General features: G+C 69.1%; 16 protein-coding genes. 8 read left to right on the plus strand and 8 right to left on the minus strand.

Annotated elements, in window-relative coordinates:
• Window positions 1-12: 12 nt before the first annotated feature.
• Genes phnL through phnG form a run of 6 tightly spaced genes read right to left on the minus strand, consistent with a single transcriptional unit; the run spans window position 13 to window position 4439 of the window.
• Window positions 13-720 (minus strand): phosphonate C-P lyase system protein PhnL, encoded by a 708-nt coding sequence (gene phnL / locus KK141_RS05000; protein WP_214570395.1) that lies wholly within the window; start codon window positions 718-720, stop codon window positions 13-15.
• Window positions 717-1487 carry a phosphonate C-P lyase system protein PhnK gene (gene phnK, locus KK141_RS05005; protein WP_214570394.1) on the minus strand — a complete coding sequence of 257 codons (771 nt, stop codon included), beginning with the start codon at window positions 1485-1487 and terminating at the stop codon, window positions 717-719. The genes phnL and phnK overlap by 4 nt, the downstream gene beginning before the upstream one ends.
• Window positions 1484-2344: an alpha-D-ribose 1-methylphosphonate 5-phosphate C-P-lyase PhnJ gene (locus KK141_RS05010; RefSeq protein ID WP_214570393.1), complete on the minus strand. Its 861-nt coding sequence runs from the start codon at window positions 2342-2344 to the stop codon at window positions 1484-1486. Before KK141_RS05010 ends, phnK begins: the two co-directional genes overlap by 4 nt.
• Window positions 2341-3417 (minus strand): carbon-phosphorus lyase complex subunit PhnI, encoded by a 1077-nt coding sequence (locus tag KK141_RS05015; RefSeq protein ID WP_214570392.1) that lies wholly within the window; start codon window positions 3415-3417, stop codon window positions 2341-2343. Before KK141_RS05015 ends, KK141_RS05010 begins: the two co-directional genes overlap by 4 nt.
• Complete coding sequence (gene phnH, locus KK141_RS05020) at window positions 3418-3996, minus strand: phosphonate C-P lyase system protein PhnH (RefSeq protein WP_214570391.1); 579 nt, start codon at window positions 3994-3996, stop codon at window positions 3418-3420.
• On the minus strand, window positions 3993-4439 hold the full coding sequence (gene phnG, locus KK141_RS05025; protein WP_214570390.1) for a phosphonate C-P lyase system protein PhnG: 447 nt from the start codon (window positions 4437-4439) through the stop codon (window positions 3993-3995). The genes phnH and phnG overlap by 4 nt, the downstream gene beginning before the upstream one ends.
• A gap of 136 nt (window positions 4440-4575) precedes the next feature.
• Here phnG and phnF point away from each other — a divergent pair, with 136 nt between their 5' ends.
• Genes phnF through phnN form a run of 3 tightly spaced genes read left to right on the plus strand, consistent with a single transcriptional unit; the run spans window position 4576 to window position 6502 of the window.
• On the plus strand, window positions 4576-5307 hold the full coding sequence (phnF, locus tag KK141_RS05030) for a phosphonate metabolism transcriptional regulator PhnF (RefSeq protein ID WP_214570389.1): 732 nt from the start codon (window positions 4576-4578) through the stop codon (window positions 5305-5307).
• Window positions 5307-5957 (plus strand): DUF1045 domain-containing protein, encoded by a 651-nt coding sequence (locus KK141_RS05035; RefSeq protein WP_214570388.1) that lies wholly within the window; start codon window positions 5307-5309, stop codon window positions 5955-5957. Before phnF ends, KK141_RS05035 begins: the two co-directional genes overlap by 1 nt.
• Window positions 5954-6502: a phosphonate metabolism protein/1,5-bisphosphokinase (PRPP-forming) PhnN gene (gene phnN, locus KK141_RS05040; protein ID WP_214570387.1), complete on the plus strand. Its 549-nt coding sequence runs from the start codon at window positions 5954-5956 to the stop codon at window positions 6500-6502. The genes KK141_RS05035 and phnN overlap by 4 nt, the downstream gene beginning before the upstream one ends.
• A 211-nt stretch (window positions 6503-6713) precedes the next feature.
• On the opposite strand, the gene KK141_RS05045 is transcribed toward phnN, so the two are convergent.
• On the minus strand, window positions 6714-7079 hold the full coding sequence (locus KK141_RS05045) for a RidA family protein (protein ID WP_214570386.1): 366 nt from the start codon (window positions 7077-7079) through the stop codon (window positions 6714-6716).
• A gap of 145 nt (window positions 7080-7224) precedes the next feature.
• A complete protein-coding gene (locus tag KK141_RS05050; RefSeq protein ID WP_214570385.1) occupies window positions 7225-8523 on the minus strand; it encodes a DUF5690 family protein in 1299 nt (432 codons plus the stop codon).
• A gap of 492 nt (window positions 8524-9015) precedes the next feature.
• On the opposite strand from KK141_RS05050, the gene KK141_RS05055 reads away from it, so the two are divergent.
• From KK141_RS05055 to KK141_RS05075, 5 genes are all read left to right on the plus strand, one after another.
• On the plus strand, window positions 9016-15369 hold the full coding sequence (locus tag KK141_RS05055; protein WP_214570384.1) for an autotransporter-associated beta strand repeat-containing protein: 6354 nt from the start codon (window positions 9016-9018) through the stop codon (window positions 15367-15369).
• 101 nt (window positions 15370-15470) lie between these two features.
• Window positions 15471-15806: a hypothetical protein gene (locus tag KK141_RS05060; RefSeq protein WP_214570383.1), complete on the plus strand. Its 336-nt coding sequence runs from the start codon at window positions 15471-15473 to the stop codon at window positions 15804-15806.
• A gap of 113 nt (window positions 15807-15919) precedes the next feature.
• Window positions 15920-16366, plus strand: a complete 447-nt coding sequence (locus KK141_RS05065; RefSeq protein WP_214570382.1) for a metalloregulator ArsR/SmtB family transcription factor — start codon at window positions 15920-15922, stop codon at window positions 16364-16366.
• Between the two features lie 67 nt (window positions 16367-16433).
• A complete protein-coding gene (locus KK141_RS05070; RefSeq protein ID WP_214570381.1) occupies window positions 16434-17138 on the plus strand; it encodes a thioredoxin family protein in 705 nt (234 codons plus the stop codon).
• Window positions 17139-17156: 18 nt separating this feature from the next.
• Entirely contained in the window at window positions 17157-17750 is a 594-nt protein-coding gene (locus KK141_RS05075; protein ID WP_214570380.1) for a DUF899 family protein, read from the plus strand.
• Window positions 17751-17997: the final 247 nt, after the last annotated feature.

Consider the following 17997-nt stretch of genomic DNA (forward strand, 5'->3'; position numbering starts at 1 on the left):
GATGGCTGCAGCTCAGGTCGGCGCCAGCGGGCGCATGGGGAAAAGGCGGGTGGCGACGCGGTCGCGCATGTCTTCGTCGTGGAAGATGCCGAGGATGGCCGCGCCGGCGCGGCGCGCTTCCTCCAGCAGTCCGGCCACCGCCTCGCGGTTGGCGGCATCCAGCGAGGCGGTGGGCTCGTCCAGCAACAGCACGGGGCGCGGCACGATCAGCCCGCGCGCGATGTTGACGCGCTGCTGTTCGCCGCCGGAGAACGTGCCCGGCGGCAGCGACCACAGCCGCGCCGGCACGTTCAGCCGCTGCAGCAGCGCACCGGCGCGCTCGCGCGCCTCGTCCATCGCCGCGCCCGCGGCGAGCAGCGGCTCGGCCACGATGTCCAGCGCCGGCACGCGCGGGATCACCCGCAGGAACTGGCTGACATAGCCCAGCGTGCGCCGGCGCACGGCCAGCACTTCGTGCGGCGTGGCGCCGGCCAGGTCCAGCCAGGCGCCGTCGTGGCGCACGCGCACGGCGCCCTGGCTGGGTCGGTAGTTGGCGTAGATCACCCGCAGCAGGGTGCTCTTGCCCGCGCCGGAAGGCCCGGCCAGGGCCACGCATTCGCCCGCGTGCAGGGTGAGGTCCACCGCGTCCAGCACGTCCAGGCGCGTGCCGTGCTGCTGGTGCAGTTCGAAGGACTTGGTCAGGCCGCGCAGTTCGAGCGCGGGCAGGGCGGTTGCGCTCATGTGGTCAGCACCGAGGAAACGAGAAGTTGCGTATAGGGATGCTGCGGGTCGTCCAGGATCTGATCGGTGAGTCCGCTCTCCACCACGCGGCCGCGCTGCATCACCAGCGTTCTCGCGGCGAGCAGGCGCGCCACCGCCAGGTCGTGGGTCACCATCACCGCGGCCAGATCCAGCTCGGTGACCAGCCGGCGCAGCAGGTCCAGGATGCGCGCCTGCACCGACACGTCCAGGCCCGCCGTGGGCTCGTCCATGAACACCAGCCGCGGCCGCGTCACCAGGGTGCGCGCGATCTGCAGACGCTGCTGCATGCCGCCGGAGAACGCGCCCGGCGCATCGTCGATGCGCGCCGGATCGATCTCCACCCGCTCCAGCCAGCCACGCGCGGTGGCGCGCAGCTCGCCGTAGTGGCGTTCGCCCAGCGCCATCAGCCGCTCGGCCACATTGGCGCCCGCGCTCACGTCCAGGCGCAGGCCGTCGCGCGGATTCTGCGTGACGAAGCCCCATTCCTCGCATGCCAGCCGGCGGCGATTGGCTTCGTCCAGTTCGCCCAGCTCCAGCCAGCCGCCGTCGCGCTGGCGATAGCGCAGGGTGCCCGCATCCGGCGCCAGCCGTCCGGCCAGCGTGTTGAGCAGGGTCGACTTGCCGGAGCCCGATTCGCCGACGATGCACAGCAGCTCGCCCGGATGCAGGTCGAAGCTCACCTCGGCGCAGCCGATACGCGCGCCGTAGTGGCGGCTCAGTCCGCGTACTTGCAGCAGGGCGCTCATGCGGCGGCCTCCGCGGTGTCGTCGGCGGTAGCCGCGGCTTCGCGGCGCTGTGTGCAGTAGTCGGTGTCGGAGCACACGAACAGGCGCGTGCCGCGATCGTCCACCACCACTTCGTCCAGATAGCTCTCGCCCGAACCGCACAGCGCGCACACGTGTTCCCAGCGCTGGATCTCGAACGGATGGTCGTCGAAGGCCAGGCTTTCTACGCGGGTATACGGCGGGATCGCGTACAGCCGCTTCTCGCGCCCGGCGCCGAACAGCATCAGCGCGGGCGAGCCGTCCAGCTTGGGATTGTCGAACTTCGGGATCGGCGAGGGCGAGGCCAGGTAGCGGCCGTCGACCAGCACCGGGTAGTCGTAGCTGGTGGCGATATGCCCGTAGCGGGCGATGTCTTCGTACAGCTTCACGTGCATCAATCCGTAGTCGGCCAGCGCATGCAGGGTGCGCGTCTCGGCCTCGCGCGGCTCCAGGGTGCGCAGCGGTTCGGGCTCCGGCACCTGGAAAACCAGCAACTGATCTTCGCGCAGCGGCGTTTCAGGAATGCGGTGGCGGGTCTGGATCAGGGTGGCCTCGCTGGTGCGCTCGGTGGTGGCCACGCCGGCCACGCGGGCGAAGAAGCGGCGGATGTTCACCGCATTGGTGGTGTCGTCCGCGCCCTGGTCGATCACCTTGAGCACGTCGTCCGGCCCCAGCAGGGCGGCGGTGAGCTGGATGCCGCCGGTGCCCCAGCCATACGGCAAAGGCATTTCGCGGCTGCCGAACGGCACCTGGCAGCCGGGAATCGCCACCGCCTTGAGCAGGCCGCGGCGCAGCATGCGCTTGGTGTTCTCGTCGAGGAAGGCGAAGTTGTAGCTCATGCGGTTTGCTCCGTGGCGTCGCGCGCCTGCGCGGCCAGCGTGCGCAGCAGCGACAGCTCGGCCTGGAAGTCCACGTAGTGCGGCAGCTTCAGGTGCTGCACGAAGCCGGAGGCTTCCACGTTGTCGGTATGCGACAGCACGAATTCCTGGTCCTGCGCCGGCGCCTGCGCCGCTTCGCCGAGCTCGGCGCAGCGCAGCGAGCGGTCGACCAGGGCCATCGCCATCGCCTTGCGCTCGCCTTCGCCCATGGCCAGCCCGTAGCCGCGGGTGAACTGCGGCGGCGTGCCGTGGCCGCCGTGGAACTGGTTGATCATCTGGCACTCGGTAAGGGTGATCTCGCCGATGGCGATGGCGATGCCGAGTTCTTCCGGGCAGATCAGCACGTCCACTTCGCCCATGCGGATCTCGCCGGCGAAGGGATGGCTTTCCGCATAGCCGCGCTGGGTGGAATAGGCCAGGCCCAGCAGAAAACCCTCGTCGCCGCGGGCCAGGTTCTGCAGGCGCGCGGCGCGGTCGGCGGGGAACAGCAGCGGGTCGCGGGTGAGGTCGGCCGGTTCCGCGTCGCCGTCCGGTTCGGCGCGTTCGATCAGCGCTTCGGCATCGAGCAGGTCGAGCACGCGCGGCATGCCTTCGGGCAAGGGCTGCTCGGCCGGTGGGCAGGCGGCCGCGGGCGCGTCGCCGAATTCGAGCAGGCGCTGCGTGTAGTCGTAGGTCGGCCCCAGCACCTGGCCGCCCGGGATGTCCTTGAAGGTGCCGGAGACGCGGCGGCGCACGCGCATCGCGGCGGTATCCAGCGGCTCGGTGTAGCCGAAGCGCGGCAAGGTGGTGCGGTAGGCGCGCAGCAGGAAGATCGCTTCCTGCAGGTCGCCCGCGGCCTGGCGGATCGCCAGCGCGGCCAGCTCTTCGTCGTAGAGCGAGCCTTCCTGCATCACCCGCGCCACGGCCAGGCGCAATTGCTGGCGGATCTGCGCCAGTTCCAGCGCCGGCACGGCGGGGTCGCCGCGGCGCGCCTCGGCCAGCAGTTCCAGCGAGCGGGCGATGGCCCGTTCGCCGCCTTTCACGGCTACGTACATTCAGTCCTCCAGCAGGCGGGTCGTGCGCGGCAGCGCGAGCACCTGCCGCGCGGCGACGAAGAAACAATCCACGCCCAGCGGCAGCCGCGCGGCCAGCGCGGCGCGCTCGCGCCAGAAACGCTCGGGCAGGCCGTCGATGGCGCAGCGCGCGCTGTCGCGGATGCCGGGGCCGGCGAAGCGCGCGCCGGTGCCGGCACGCAGGCCGTCGACCTGCACGATCAGCGTGGTGGAGCGGTCCGGATAGCGCGGATCGCCCAACGCGAACGTGTCCAGCGAAGGCATCGCCTGCGCATCGGCGATCAACGCGAAATCGGCGGCGTGCGGCGCGTCCACCAGCGGCGTGCCGGCATGGAAGCGCAGGTGCTGCGCCAATTCGGGATCGTTGGCCTGCAGCCACACAGGTGTGGCCTGGTCGCACAGCGTGAGCAGCACGGCCATGGCTTCCGGCGTGGCCGGCGCGGGCGCCGGCGGCAGCGAGGGCAGCGCGCGGGGCGTGCCCGGGCGCGCCATCGCCTGCAGCAGTTCGCGGAAGTTGCGCTGGCTGTCGAAGACGGGATCGGCAAAGGCGGCGAGCATCATTCCCCCCGCACCACGGTGAAGAACTCCACCTTGCTGGCGGCCGCCTTGCGGCTGGCCGCTTCGCGCCGCGCCTGTCGCGCCGCGCGCAGCGGAGCCAGCAGTTGCGCTTCGAGTTGCGGCTGCCGCGCCTCGTCCTGCAGCCAGGCGTCGGCGCAGGCGGCCAGTTCCGCGTGGCGCGCATCGCTGCCGCGCACCCAGGCGTGGCCGACGTGCGCGCCGATCTGCACGCTGCAGCGGGTGACGCTGGCCTCGCCCAGGTTGAAGCGCGCGCCGGTGCCGCCGATGCGGCCGCGCAGCATATACAGGCCGGTCTGCGCGGGGCGCAGCCAGATCGCATCGGCCGGCGGCGCGTGCGCCGCCATGGCCTGGGCCAGTTCGGCCGGTTCGGCTTGCGCCAGCAGCGACATCCACTGCGCGCGCGCCAGGTGGCTGGGGGTGTCCATGTCCATTCCCGGGTTTGTCACAAAGGTCTAGTTATCTAGACAGGCAGGGGCGCGGTGCCCCGTTCCGTCGAGACGACATTGCAGCAGCGCCGCGTGCCGCCTCCGTGACGGGCAATAGACAGGTGAGGGCAGTGGTATGAGCGGGATCGAACGCGGGCGGGGTGTGGCGCTGTGGAGCCAGATCGGCGACATCCTCGCCGACGACATCCTCAAGGGACGCGTGCGCCAGGGCGAGCAGCTGCCCTCGGCGCACGAACTGGCCGAGCGCTTCGGCGTGAACCGGCACACCGTGCGCCGCGCCATCGCCGCGCTGGAGCAGCGCAACCTGGTGCGCACCGAGCAGGGCCGCGGCACCTTCGTGCGCGAGCACACGCTGGATTACGCGATCAGCCGGCGCACGCGCTTTACCCAGAACATGCGCAACCTCAACGTGGACACCGACATCGAGTTCCTGTCCGACATCCGTGAGCATCCACCCGCCGCGGTGGCCGAGGCGCTGGGGCTGGCGCGCAACGAATACGTCTACCGCATCGATACGCTCAGCCATGCCGACGGCCACGTGGTCGACCACTCGACCGCGTACTTCCCCGCAGCGCGCTTCGCCAGCCTGCCCGCGGTGTACCGGCGCCTGCAGTCGGTGACGCGCACGCTGGCGGAGTTCGGCGTCAGCGACTATGTGCGCAAGCACACCCGCGTGTCGGCGCGCCTGCCGGAAGCGGAAACCGCACGCCTGATGAAAGCGCCCGCCAACCGGCCGGTGCTGCACGTGCAGTCGATCAATGCCGACACCCGCGGCGTGCCGGTGCAGTACGGCATCACGCGCTTCTCCGGCGACTGGGTGCAGCTGGTGCTGATGGCGGACGACTGATGCGCTACGCGATCTACTACTGCCCGGCGCGGGACAGCGCATTGGGGCGTTTCGGCGAGGAGTGGCTGGCCGGTGCGGATGTCATGGGACTGGTGCCGGCACGGCGCGATGTATTGCTTGCCGATGCACGCCGCTATGGTTGGCATGCCACCTTGCGGGCGCCGTTCGCCCTGGCCCAGGGCCGTGACCATGGCGATCTTTGTCGCGCCATTGTCAAAGTGGCGCGCGAGCATGGTTCCTTCGTGTTGCCGCTGCGGCTGGACCGCCTCGCTGGCTTCCTCGCGCTGCGCCCCGCGGGCGGCAGCGCCGCCATCGACGCGCTGGCCGCCGCCTGCCTGCACGCCACCGACACCCTCCGCGCGCCGCTTGCGGCCGAGGCGCTGCGCAAGCGCGCCGCCGGCCTGGATGCGGCGGAGCTCGCTTATCTGCAGAAATACGGATACCCCTACGTGCTGGATCGCTACCGTTTTCATATGACCTTGGCCGCACCTGCGGCGGCGGCCGAGGAACAGGCCATGCAGGCGTGGCTGGCACCGCGCGTTTCCGCGCTGCTGCCGGCCCCGATCGACGCCTTGGCGATCTGCCGCGAGCCGGCGCCGGGCTCCGCGTTCGAGACGATCGAGCGCATCGCATTGGAGCCGCGCGCATGAGCGGCCGCCTGTTCTACGTGATGGGGCCTTCGGGCGCCGGCAAGGACAGCGTGCTGGGCTGGGTGCGCGAGCACGGCATCTCGTACGGCATGGTGTGCGCGCATCGCTACATCACCCGTCCGGCGCATGCGGGCGGCGAGAACCATGTGGCGCTGAGCGTGGAGGAGTTCGATTCGCGCGAGCGGCGCGGCCTGTTCGTGCTCACCTGGCAGGCGCATGGCCTGCGCTATGGCGTGGGGCGCGAGATCGAGCAGTGGCTGGCGCGCGATGCCGACGTGCTGGTGAATGGCTCGCGTGCCGCTTATGGGCAGGCGCGCGAGCGCTTTCCCAGCTTGCGGCCGGTGGTGATCACGGCCAGCCGCGAGGTGATGGCGGCGCGGTTGATGGCGCGCGGGAGGGAGAGCATGGAGGAGATCGTGGCCAGGCTCGATCGTGCCGAGGCCTGGCGTGCGCCGCCGGAAACGATGGTGATACGCAACGACGGCAATCTCGCGGATGCGGGTGCCTTGCTGCTGGATGCGATCAAGGAAAAAGCGACTGCGTAACTAGTGAACCCTTCGCCCCTCCGGGGAGTACGCGGGGAGGGCACATGGATGTGCCCGGCTTTGAGGAGCGAGGAAGGTGGCGGCAGCCGGATGAGGGGCGGGTGCTCGCGACGGAAGATCGACAGCGCGAGGCATGCCTTCTGCTCCTGCTTCTACGCTCCGCCCGGCCCCTCACCCCAACCCTCTCCCCGGAGGGGAGAGGGGGATGGCGTTACGGCACCACAGCCGTCGCCTCAACCTCCAGCAACAAGCCTTCCCGCGCCAGCTTGCTCACCTCCACCAAGGTGCTCGCCGGCGGATGCTGCGCATCGATGTACTTGTCGCGCGCTGCGCGCAGCGCCTTCAGCTGGGTCATGTCGGTGACGTACATGTTGAGCTTCACCACGTTGCGGAAACTCGCCCCCGACGCCTTCAGCGCCGTATCGATATTGGCGAACACCTGTTCCGCCTGCGCCGCGAAATCGCCGGCGCCGACCAGGTTGCCTTTCGCATCCAGCGCGATCTGGCCGGACAGATACAGCGTGCGCGCGCCGGCCGGCACGGCCACCACGTGCGTATAGCCGGTGGGCTTGGACAATCCGGCGGGATCCAGAAAGCGCACGCCGGCCGGGGCATCGGCGGCATGGGCAAGGCCGGCTGACAACACAAGAGCAAGACAACAGGCAGGACGTAGGAACACGGCACACTCCTGGCGTGGGGGGACGCCGGATCATAGCTGCCGCTCACGCCGCCGTGGGGACGCCCACCGCCACGCGCCGCCGCGCCTTGCTGCGGAAATACGCCGCCGAGACCAGGGTCACCAGCATGCCGAAGGTGGACAGCAGCACCACCGTCTGCGCGTAGAACGTGGCCCAGGACAGGTGCATGCCGCCGAATTCCTTGGCCAGGATCACCGCCACGCTGCCCATATAGCCGCTGGCGTCGGCGATATACATCACGAAGCCCACGTTGCCGGTGACGCGGAACGCCGCCAGCATGCGTTCGAAGAAGGTGCTGTTGTACGGCACATAGGCCAGGTACAGGCCGAAGCCGCTGCCGCCGATCCAGCCCAGCGGACTGATCAGGCCGCGCCCATGCAGCCAGGTGGCCAGCACGGCGGTGGCGAAGCCGGTGAAGATCAGCGCATGGTTGAGCATCAGCGCGCGGAAGTTATCGCGTACGCTCATGGTGGCGGCAGTGATCAGCAGCACAGCCACCGCGATCGGCAGCTCGGTGGCGGTGAACACCGAGGCATCGCCGCCGCGGCCCAGGTCCGCCCAGATCTCGGCGGCGAAGTTGTCGCGGAAATCGCGCGCCACGGTCAGCGCGACATACGCCGCCACGATCATCGCCACGCCCGGCAGGAAGCGCGCCAGAAACGCGCGGCGCGTGGCCGCATCCATCGGCACGCGCGCATGGCGTTCGGCCACGTCGCCGGCATCCGGCGCGGGCAGGCGCTCCAGCATCCACACCGACAGGCACAGCGGCGGCACGAACATGAGGCCGGTGGCGAACGGCATCCAGAATTCACTCACGCCATGGCGCACCATCAGCCAGGTGCCCACCGACTTCACCACGCCGGAGCCGACGATAAAGCTGGCGCACATGCAGGCAGCCATCAGCTCGGTGCCGCGGCGGCCTTCGAGATAACCGAAGATCACGCCCCACACCATGCCCAGCGGCAGGCCGTTGAGAAACAGGCAGGCGATATTCCACGGCGCCGGCAGCAGGGCGAAGCCGAGCAGGGCCAGCCAGGCGAAGCCGATCAGTCCCGCCAGTGCGCGGGCGCGGCTGTGCCGCTGCATTTGCGCGATCCAGGTGATGCCGCGCACCTTGCTCAGCATGTAGCCGAACACCTGGGCGATCACCAGCCACACTTTGTAATCCACGCTGGCGAAGTGCAGGCCTTCGAACCCGGCCGCGGTGAACGGCTTGCGGAACGCATACATCGACGCATAGGCGAGAAAGGCGGCCGCGCCGGCCAGCAGGTTGACCGCCATCGGAGGCAAGGAAAAAGCGGTCGACGGGGAGGGAGAGCGCACGCGGAACGTCCTGCCGGGGAGTGCCGGCAGGGTGGGTGGGGCAGGTTACAGCGGCGTGGCGATGTGTAGGCGGGCAGGGGGCGCCTGGCGCATCCCGGTCGGAAGTTACATTGCCGCACCGCCTGCGCGCGGGCACCATACGTGACGCGAACCGGCGCCGGGCTGCCAGGGATAGAAGCGGCCAGGAGCATGGCTCGACAAGGGGGTGTCGGTCTTCCACCCGGCGGAAGATGCGGCGCAACGTCGAATCCACGGGGATCACTGGGAACGGTCGTTGGGGAACGCCGATGGCATTGCCGCCATCGCGTCGCGCGGAATTTCGTTTGTGACATGCCGGTACCGCCTGCGCGTTTCGCGCGGACGGCAGTGAGCAGCGCGCCCCCGAACGATCGGTCTATGTCATCCGCCAAGGCTTGCCATTCGTTGCACCGGCGCGGCGCAATAGCCGCGTCGGACGCACTCGACCGACATCCAATAAACAGGGGTACCGTCATGAACCGCATCTACCGGCTCGTCTGGAATCGTTCGCTGCGCCTGCTGCAGGTGGCTTCCGAACTGGCGCATTCAAGCAGCGGCGTGTCCGGCGAGAGCGGGGCGCGAATCGCGCCGAGGCTGCGGCCCCTGGCGCTGGCGGTAGGCCTGGCGATGGTCTCCTCGACGGCGTGGGGCGCGTGCAGTTCCAGCGCCAGCAATATTCCTTCCTGCAGCGCACCGGGCGGCGCCGGCATTCCCCAGCGCACCGGCGGCGGTGGCGCGGGCAATGGCAGCGGCGGTGGCGCCAGCGTGTTCAATTCGGGCACCGGAAACACCGACCAGGTCGTCGGTGCGCCGGCCGCCGCGAACGGTGTCGGCGGCGCGGGCGCGGCCGGCGCGAGCGCCGGTGGTGCCGGCGGCAGCGTCGGCACCACCGGCGGCGGCACGCTCGACATCACCGCCACCTCGAATGGCGGCGCGGGCGCGGCCGGTGCCGATGGTTTCAATTTCTCCAGCGGCGGCGGCGGCGGCGGTGCGGGCGTGACCTTCACCGGCGGCGGCATCCAGCTCAACGTGCAGAACGGCGCCAGCGTGACCGGCGGCATCGGCGGCGCGGGCGGCAACGGCACCAGCGGCGGCTCGAGCAATGGCGCCGGCGGCGGCGGTGGCGGCGCGGGCGTGCTGGCGATTGCCGACGGTGCCGACATCCAGATCAACGGCCAGGTCAGCGGCGGCAGCGGCGGTGCGGGCGGCAACGGCGGCAACAACGGCGGTGGCGGCGCGGGCGGCGATGGCGTGCTGGTGCTGGGCCAGAACACCTCGACCACCAACAGCGCCAGCATCCAGGGCGGCAACGGCGCGGTGGCGGGCACCGGCAGCGCCGACAACTCCGCGCATGGCGGCAGCGGCGGCGCGGGCGTCAACCTGGTCGGTCAGTTCGCCACCTTGCAGAACGATGGCAGCATCGCCGGCGGCAACGGCGCCGTCGGCGGGCAGGGCGGCATCGGCGTGGTCACCTGGAACGGCAACACCATCGTCAACGGCCCCCACGGCAGCATCAGCGGCGGACTGAATCCGGACGGCAGCACCGCGTTGGCGATCCAGTTCAACGGTACCGGCAATGCGCTGACCATGTTCAACGGCGGCAGCATCACCGGCGGCATCGACCTTGCGGCGGGCGCCCAGGCGCGCGTGTTCGCGCAGGACCCGAACATGGTGCTGGACAACGCGTTCACGCTCGGCGCCGGTTCCACCCTCACCGGCGATATGGACGGCGCGGATGGCCTGCAGTTCTCCGGCCCGATCTCCGGCGCGGGCGCCCTGGCCGTGACCGGTGCCGGCACGCTCACGCTTTCCGGCACGGGTACCTACACCGGCGGCACCTCGATCGACACCTATTCCACCTTGCAGATCGGCAACGGCGGCACCACCGGTTCGATCGTCGGCAATGTGCACAACCTGGGCACACTGGCCTTCAACCGCAGCGATGCGGTGTCGCTGGGCGGCGTCATCGACGGCACCGGCAACCTGGAACAGAACGGCAGCGGCACGCTGACGCTGACCGGCGTCAACACATATACGGGTTCCACCACCATCAACAGCGGCACGCTGGCGCTCAGCGGCAACGGCAGCATCGCCGCGTCGAGCGGCGTGGCGGTGAATGGCAACTTCGACATCAGCGGCACCAATGCCGGTGCTTCGGTGCAGGCCATCAGCGGCGCCGGCAATATTCTGCTCGGCGGCAAGACGCTGACGCTGACCAACGCCAGCGGCAGTTTCGACGGTGTCGTGAGCGGCAGCGGCGGCCTGTCGATCACCGGCGGCGTGCAGACGCTGACCGCGGCGCAGGCCTATACCGGCGCGACCGGCATCGGCGCCGGTGCGACCCTTGCGTTGACCGGCGCGGGCAGCATCGCTTCGTCGTCGCTCGTTACCGCCGACGGCACTTTCGATATCTCCGGCACCACCGCCAGCGGCAGCAGCATCACTTCGCTTGCCGGCGCGGGTGCGGTGGTGCTGGGTGCCAAGGACCTGACGCTCACCCAGGCCAGCTCGCAGTTCGCCGGCGTGATTTCCGGCTCGGGCGGCGTCACGGTAGCCGGCGGCACGCAGAGCTTCTCCGGCGTCAACACCTACACCGGGCAGACCGGCATCGATGCCGGCGCCACGCTGGCCCTGGCCGGCGCCGGCAGCATCGCCAGTTCCAGCGGCCTGGTGAATAACGGCAACTTCGATATTTCCGGCAGCAGCGGCAGCGTGGCGATCGCCGCGCTGACCGGCAGCGGTTCGGTGGCGCTGGGTTCGAAGTACCTCAACATCACCAACGCCAGCGGCGATTTCGCGGGCGGCATCGCGGGCAGCGGCGGCCTGACCATCGCGGGTGGCACGCAAACGCTGAGCGGTACCAACGCCTATACCGGCCAGACCACCGTCGCCAACGGCGCCATGCTCGCGCTCACCGGCACGGGCAGCATTTCCAGTTCGGCCGGCCTGGTGTTGAACGGCGGCGGCTTCGACATCTCAGGCACCAGCAGCGGCGCATCGATCACCCGCCTGTCCGGCAATGGCAATGTCGCGCTGGGCGCGCAGACGCTCACGCTGACCAACGGCGGCGGCACTTATGCCGGCGTGATCGGCGGCAGCGGCGGGCTGACCGTCAGCGGCGGCACGCAGACGTTTTCGGGCGTGCAGACGTATACCGGCGCCACCAGCATCGGCAGCGGCGCCACGCTGGCGTTGAGCGGCTTGGGCAGCATCGCTGCATCGAGCGGGGTGGCGAGCGACGGCACCTTCGATATCTCCGCCACCAGCAATGGCGCGAGCATCAGCACGCTCACGGGCAGCGGTACCGTCAACCTCGGCGCGCAGCAGCTGACGATTACCCAGGCCAGCGGCAGCTTCAACGGCGCCATCGGCGGCACCGGCGGCATCGAGATCGGTGCGGGCACGCAGACGCTGAGCGGCAACAACGGCTACACCGGCGCCACCGCGATCGACAGCGGCGCCACGCTGGCGCTGAGCGGCGCCGGCTCCATCGCGCAGTCCAGCGGCGTGCAGAACAACGGTACGTTCGATATCGCGGGAACGACCGCGGGTGCGAGCATCCAGCAGCTTTCCGGCAGCGGCGCCGTCACGCTCGGTGCGCAGACGCTTACCATCGCCAATGGCGGCAGCGCGTTCGACGGCATCATCTCCGGCAGCGGCGGGCTCACCATCGCGGGTGGCGCGCAATTCCTCAGCGGCGTCAACGCGTATACCGGGCTGACCACCATCGATAGCGCCGGCACGCTGGCCTTGTCAGGCAACGGCAGCATCGCCGCGTCGAGCGGGGTGGTGGCGAATGGACTGTTCGACATCACGGGTGCGACGAGCGGCGCATCCATCGCCACGCTCAGCGGCAGCGGTGCCAACAGCCAGGTCAACCTCGGCTTGCACACGCTCACCTTGACACAGGCGGCCGGCAACTTCGGCGGCAACATCACCGGCGCGGGCGACCTGGTCGTGGCCAGCGGCACGGAGACGCTCAGCGGCAGCAATGCCTATACCGGCACCACCACGATCCAGCAGGGCGCCACGCTGGCTTTGACGGGGACGGGCAGCATCGCGGCGTCGAGCGGCGTGGCGAATGGCGGCGGCTTCGATATCTCGGGCACGACGGCCGGTGCGAGCATCAAGGCGCTCACCGGCAATGGCGGCGTGAATCTCGGTGCGCAGACGTTGACACTGACAGGCGCGAGCGGCAGCTACGACGGCGCGATGACGGGAACCGGCGGCGTTGCCATCACCGGCGGTACGCAGGCTTTCAGCGCCGCGCAGGCGTATAGCGGCCAGACCGCGATCGGCACCGGCGCCACGCTGGCACTGACCGGCGCGGGCAGCATCGCTTCCTCCAGCGCGGTGACGGTCGACGGCACGCTCGATGTGACGGCCGCGAACACCGGCGCGACGATCCACGCGCTCGGCGGCGGCGGTGCGGTGAACCTCGGCAGCCAGGCGCTCACGCTGGTGGGCAGCGGCCAGTTCGATGGCGCGATTTCCGGTGCGGGCGGTCTGAACGTCACCGGCACCGAAACACTGACGGGCAATAACGCCTATACCGGTGCCACGACCGTCAGCGGCGCTCTCGCGCTGCAGGGCAGCGGCAGCATCGCGGCGTCCAGCGGGCTTGCGCTGGCGAACGGCACCTTCGATATCGCCGCGAGCAGCAGCGGCGCATCGGTGGCCAATCTCACCGGCACGGGCAGCGTGAATCTCGGCGGAAGTGTGCTGACGATCACGCAGGCCACCGGCACGTTCGACGGCGTGATCGGCGGCGCGGGCGGGCTGACGCTGAGCGGCGGCACGCAGACGCTGACCGGCGTGAACACCTACACCGGTGCGACCACCATCAACGGCGCCACGCTGCTGCTGCAGGGCGCCGGCAGCATCGCGGCATCGAGCGGCGTCACGCTAGCCAACGGTAACTTCGATATCTCGGCGACCACGTCCGGCACTTCGATCGCGGGGTTGGCCGGTACCGGCAGCGTGAATCTCGGCAGCCAGTCGCTGACCCTCACGCAGGCGAACGGCAGCTTCGGCGGCGCGATCGGCGGCACGGGCGGACTGACGCTGAGTGGCGGCACGCAAACATTGACCGGCGCCAATACCTACACCGGCGCCACCACTGTCACCGGCGGCACCTTGGCCCTGGCCGGCAGCGGCTCGCTGGTGCCGGCGACGGCGCTTGCGTTGAACGGCAGCGGCGCGAGCTTCGATATCTCCGCGGCCGGTGCACAGACCATCGCTACGCTGGCCGGCGTCAGCGGCAGCCGCGTGGCGCTCGGCGCGAATACCTTGAATCTCGGCAGCGGCACGTTCGCCGGCAGCTTCACGGGCAGCGGCGTGTTGAACAAGCAGGGCAGTGCGGTGCTGACCGTCAATGGCGACAGCAGCGCGTTCACCGGCAAGACCAACGTGACCGCCGGCACGCTGGCGGTTGGCGATGCCAGCTCGCCCGGCGCGGTTCTCGGCGGCGACGTGGCGGTGGGCGCGCAAGGCAAGCTGCAAGGCCATGGCAGCATCACCGGCAGCGTCACCAACGACGGCATGGTGGCGCCGGGTGGATCCATCGGCACGCTGACCGTCGCCGGCAACTACGCGCAGTCGGCGAACGGCACGCTGTCCATCGAAGTGAGCCCCACCGATGCGTCGCTGCTGAAGGTGGGCGGCAACGCCAGCCTGGGCGGCACGCTGGCGCTTATCTACGATCCGGGCACTTACACCGCGCATCAGTACACCATCGTGACGGCGGGCGGCAGCGTCACCGGTACGTTCGGCAATGTCACCAACACGTATGCCAATGGCGCCGCGCTCGGCACGCTCACGCCCACGGTCACCTACGGCGCGAACCAGGTCGGCCTGAACCTGGCGACGCCGACCGGCCCGAGCGGGCCGACCGTGATCGCACCCACGCAGACCTCCAACTACGCCGCGCTCGGCACGGCCGCGCTGCTGCGCGCGCAGTCCGCCAATGCTTCGCTGGTGGATCGCGCGCTGCTCGACGACCGGTCGCGCAAGGGCGACGGCCTGTGGGTGACCGCATCAGGCGCCGGCACCGATATCGAAGGGCGCAGCGGGCAACCCGGTTTCCACATGGACCAGTACGGCCTGATGATGGGTGTGGACCGTCCGCTGGGCGATGCCACGGTCGGCGCTGCGGCGGGCTTCTCGCACAGCAACCTGCGCGAGAACGTCACCGGCGACACCGCGCAGACCGATACCGTGCGCCTGGCGCTTTACGGCGCGCAGCCGTTCGGTGCGGTGCGCCTGTCCGGCACGGTGGGCTACGCCTTCGACGACCTCTCGCAGAAGCGCAACTTCGGCGGCATCGGCGTGGCCGAGGGCGATCACGTCGGGCACGAGTTCACCGCGGCGCTGCAGGCGGCCATGCCGGTTGCAGTGGGCGGTGGCACGCTGACGCCGAGCATCGGCGCGCGCTACGCCTACTTCCACGGCAATGCCTTCGGCGAAGACGGCGCGCGCGGACAGAATCTGCGCGTGGGCGTGGACAGTGCACGCAGCCTGCAGCCGTATGTCGGCCTGTCGTTCGACCGGTCCTTCGACAACGACGGCAAGCCGCTCGATCTGCAACTGCGCGCCGGCTACGCCACCGAAACCGCCGGCCGCCACCGCGGCGTGACGGTGGCCGCGCAGGACGGCACCTTGTTCGCCGCCCCCGGCACGGACCTGCCGCGCTCGTACGCCACGCTGGGCGCGAGCGTGGAGATGCATCCGACGCGGGCGTCGACCTTGTCGCTCAGCTACGACGCGCTGCTCAACGTGGGGCATGCGTCGGCGCAGGCGGCGTCGGTGACGTTTAGTTACCGGTTCTGAGGCGATCGCAGCCTGGATGGATTAGCATCCGTCCAGGCTGCGGAACCCGTAGCTATCCAAGCAAGCACCCAGCCAGGGAGAACTTCAAAATGCACGCAAGGATGCGTATCGCCATGTTGGCGATGCCGCTGCTGGCAAGCGCCGCAGCGATGGCAGGGGAACCGCAGACACCTTTGGAACGAGCTCGCCAGCTTGGCGGCATTTATGCGATCGGCAAGGAAGGTTGCGGGGTATCCGATACGCAACTGGCGGCATTCAAGCGACAGGCAGACCAAGAGCTGCACGGCGACAAGACGCTGGTCGCTGCCTACGAGAAATCGCTGACCGAAATGGCCACGACCATACGGCAGGACAAGGCTTGGCTGGCGTCGCCGCATCGCGACCGCGATTGCGTGCCGACAAGGATGCTGTTCGCTGCGACTGCGCTCAAGAATTGATGTTGGCTCGCTGTTTGAGCTGATCGAGCTGGTTTGCGGCTTTTAGTGGCTCGATCGTCCAAACAATCAATATATTTGTTGACTATCAATCAATGTGTTGATATTCATTGCCCATGATGAATATCCAGCAGCTCCTGCACCTCGTCGACGCCTCGGGCGAACATCCCGAGCTGGCCCAGGAACGCCTCAACCAGGTGTTCTTCGCGCTTTCGGATCCTGTACGCCGGGACATCCTCGAACGGCTCGACGGGCAGGCCTTGCTGGTATCGGAAATCGCCGCGGCCTTCGATATCTCGCTGCAGGCCGTCTCGCGACATATCCAGGTGCTGGTGCGCACCGGCCTGATCCAGCAGGAACGTACCGGCCGGATCAGCCGCTGCAGCCTGGATGCCGGCCCCATGCTGGAAGCGGCGGTGTGGATGAACCGCTACAGCAAGTACTGGCAGCAGCAGTTCGACCTGCTCGCCGTCACCCTGGCGGATATCGACGAGCGCCGCGCCGCGGCGGCCGCCAAGCCTGCGCGCAAAGCAGCGAAGAAGCGCACGCCAGGCAGGAAATAAAGCGCGCCGCGGTGGCGCGCCGTCTATGCAGCAAGCCCCCAACTCCCCTTATCCCGAGGTCATGGTCATGGCTCAGCATCGCATCGTCAGTCACGAGGAATGGTTGGAAGCCCGCAAGCTTTTCCTCGCCAAAGAGAAAGAACTCACCCATCTGCGCGACGAAGTCACCCGGCAGCGCCAGGAGCTGCCGTGGGAGCTGGTCGAGAAGAACTATGCGTTCGAGACGGCGCAGGGCAGGGCCACGCTGGCCGATCTGTTCGGCGATCGCAGCCAGCTGATGGTCTACCACCTGATGTACGCGCCGGAGTGGGAGATCAGTTGCAAGAGCTGCGCGTTCTGGGCCGACAACTTCAATGGCATCGTGCCGCACCTGGCCCAGCACGACGTCGCCTTCGCGGCGATCTCGCGCGCGCCGCTGGCCAAGCTGCAGAAGCAGGCGCGCGAGTTCGGCTGGAGCTTTCCGTGGGTGTCGTCGCTGGACGATTTCAACTACGACTACCGCGTGTCGTTCCGGCCCGACGTGCTGGAGCGCGGCGAGGCCTACTACAACTACGGCACGATCAAGGTCAGCGGCAGCGATTACCCGGGCGTCAGCGCGTTCTTCAAGGACGAGGACGGCAAGGTCTACCACACCTATTCCACCTATTCGCGCGGCATCGACATCTTCAACGCCGCCTACCAGTACCTGGATGCTTCGCCGCTGGGCCGCAACGAGGAAAGCCTGTCGTACCCGATGGCCTGGGTGAAGCACCGCATCGCCTACGGCACCTGAGCGCCAAGGAACACCGCCATGAAATACAACGACGTGAGCGGCAAGCTCGCCGACTACCGCCGCCAGATCGCCAGCATCCGCGAGCAGATGCGCGACACCCTGGCCGGCGTGGAGCCGCAGCGGGTGGACGATTACGAGTTCAACGGCACCGAGGGCAAGGTGCGCCTGTCCGAGCTGTTCGGCGAACACGAAGACCTGATCGTGGTGCACAACATGGGCGTGGCCTGTTCGTACTGCACGCTGTGGGCGGATGGCTACAACGGCATCCACCAGCATGTGGTGACGCGCGCGGGTTTCGCCGTCACCAGCCCCGACCGGCCCTCGGTGCAGCAGCGCATGGCCGAGCTGCGCGGCTGGAAATTCCCGATACTCAGCCATGCAGGCAGCAGCTTCGCCAAGGACATGGGCTATGTATCGCCCAAGGGCGGCTGGCTGCCAGGGCTGTCGGTGTTCCGCCGCGACGGCGACGCCATCCTGCGCGTATCCGACACCGGCTTCAGTCCCGGCGACGATTTCTGCGTGCTGTGGCATTTCTTCGACATGCTGCCGGGCGGCGTCGGCGAGTGGCCCGGGGTGACAGCGGCCGTGCCGCCCTGCTGCAGCGAGCATTGAGAGGAGGGCGGCTTATGTGTCCTTTATGCATCGGTACCGCGTGGCTGATCGCGGGTGGCGTGAGTTCCGCCGGTGGCGTGGCCACCGTGGCGTGGCGTTCGGTGGCGAAGCGGCGCCGGCGGGATGGTTCGGCCAAGAAGCCAATCAAGCTGCGGCAGATCCAACGCACCGCGCATCGCGTAGAGGCCTCGGCGTAGGTTGGGGTGAGCGAACGCGAACCCCAACGGAGGTTGGAGGCCGTGCCAGC

It is taken from the genome of Dyella sp. LX-66, from assembly GCF_018599165.1.
GTDB lineage: Bacteria > Pseudomonadota > Gammaproteobacteria > Xanthomonadales > Rhodanobacteraceae > Dyella_D > Dyella_D marensis.

Coding starts and splice junctions, on each gene's coding strand:
- phnL (WP_214570395.1), bottom strand. CDS start 720: ATGAGCGCAACCGCCCTGCCCGCGCTCGAACTGCGCGGCCTGACCAAG.
- phnK (WP_214570394.1), bottom strand. CDS start 1,487: ATGAGCGCCCTGCTGCAAGTACGCGGACTGAGCCGCCACTACGGCGCG.
- KK141_RS05010 (WP_214570393.1), bottom strand. CDS start 2,344: ATGAGCTACAACTTCGCCTTCCTCGACGAGAACACCAAGCGCATGCTG.
- KK141_RS05015 (WP_214570392.1), bottom strand. CDS start 3,417: ATGTACGTAGCCGTGAAAGGCGGCGAACGGGCCATCGCCCGCTCGCTG.
- phnH (WP_214570391.1), bottom strand. CDS start 3,996: ATGATGCTCGCCGCCTTTGCCGATCCCGTCTTCGACAGCCAGCGCAAC.
- phnG (WP_214570390.1), bottom strand. CDS start 4,439: ATGGACACCCCCAGCCACCTGGCGCGCGCGCAGTGGATGTCGCTGCTG.
- phnF (WP_214570389.1), top strand. CDS start 4,576: ATGAGCGGGATCGAACGCGGGCGGGGTGTGGCGCTGTGGAGCCAGATC.
- KK141_RS05035 (WP_214570388.1), top strand. CDS start 5,307: ATGCGCTACGCGATCTACTACTGCCCGGCGCGGGACAGCGCATTGGGG.
- phnN (WP_214570387.1), top strand. CDS start 5,954: ATGAGCGGCCGCCTGTTCTACGTGATGGGGCCTTCGGGCGCCGGCAAG.
- KK141_RS05055 (WP_214570384.1), top strand. CDS start 9,016: ATGAACCGCATCTACCGGCTCGTCTGGAATCGTTCGCTGCGCCTGCTG.
- KK141_RS05060 (WP_214570383.1), top strand. CDS start 15,471: ATGCGTATCGCCATGTTGGCGATGCCGCTGCTGGCAAGCGCCGCAGCG.
- KK141_RS05065 (WP_214570382.1), top strand. CDS start 15,920: ATGATGAATATCCAGCAGCTCCTGCACCTCGTCGACGCCTCGGGCGAA.
- KK141_RS05070 (WP_214570381.1), top strand. CDS start 16,434: ATGGCTCAGCATCGCATCGTCAGTCACGAGGAATGGTTGGAAGCCCGC.
- KK141_RS05075 (WP_214570380.1), top strand. CDS start 17,157: ATGAAATACAACGACGTGAGCGGCAAGCTCGCCGACTACCGCCGCCAG.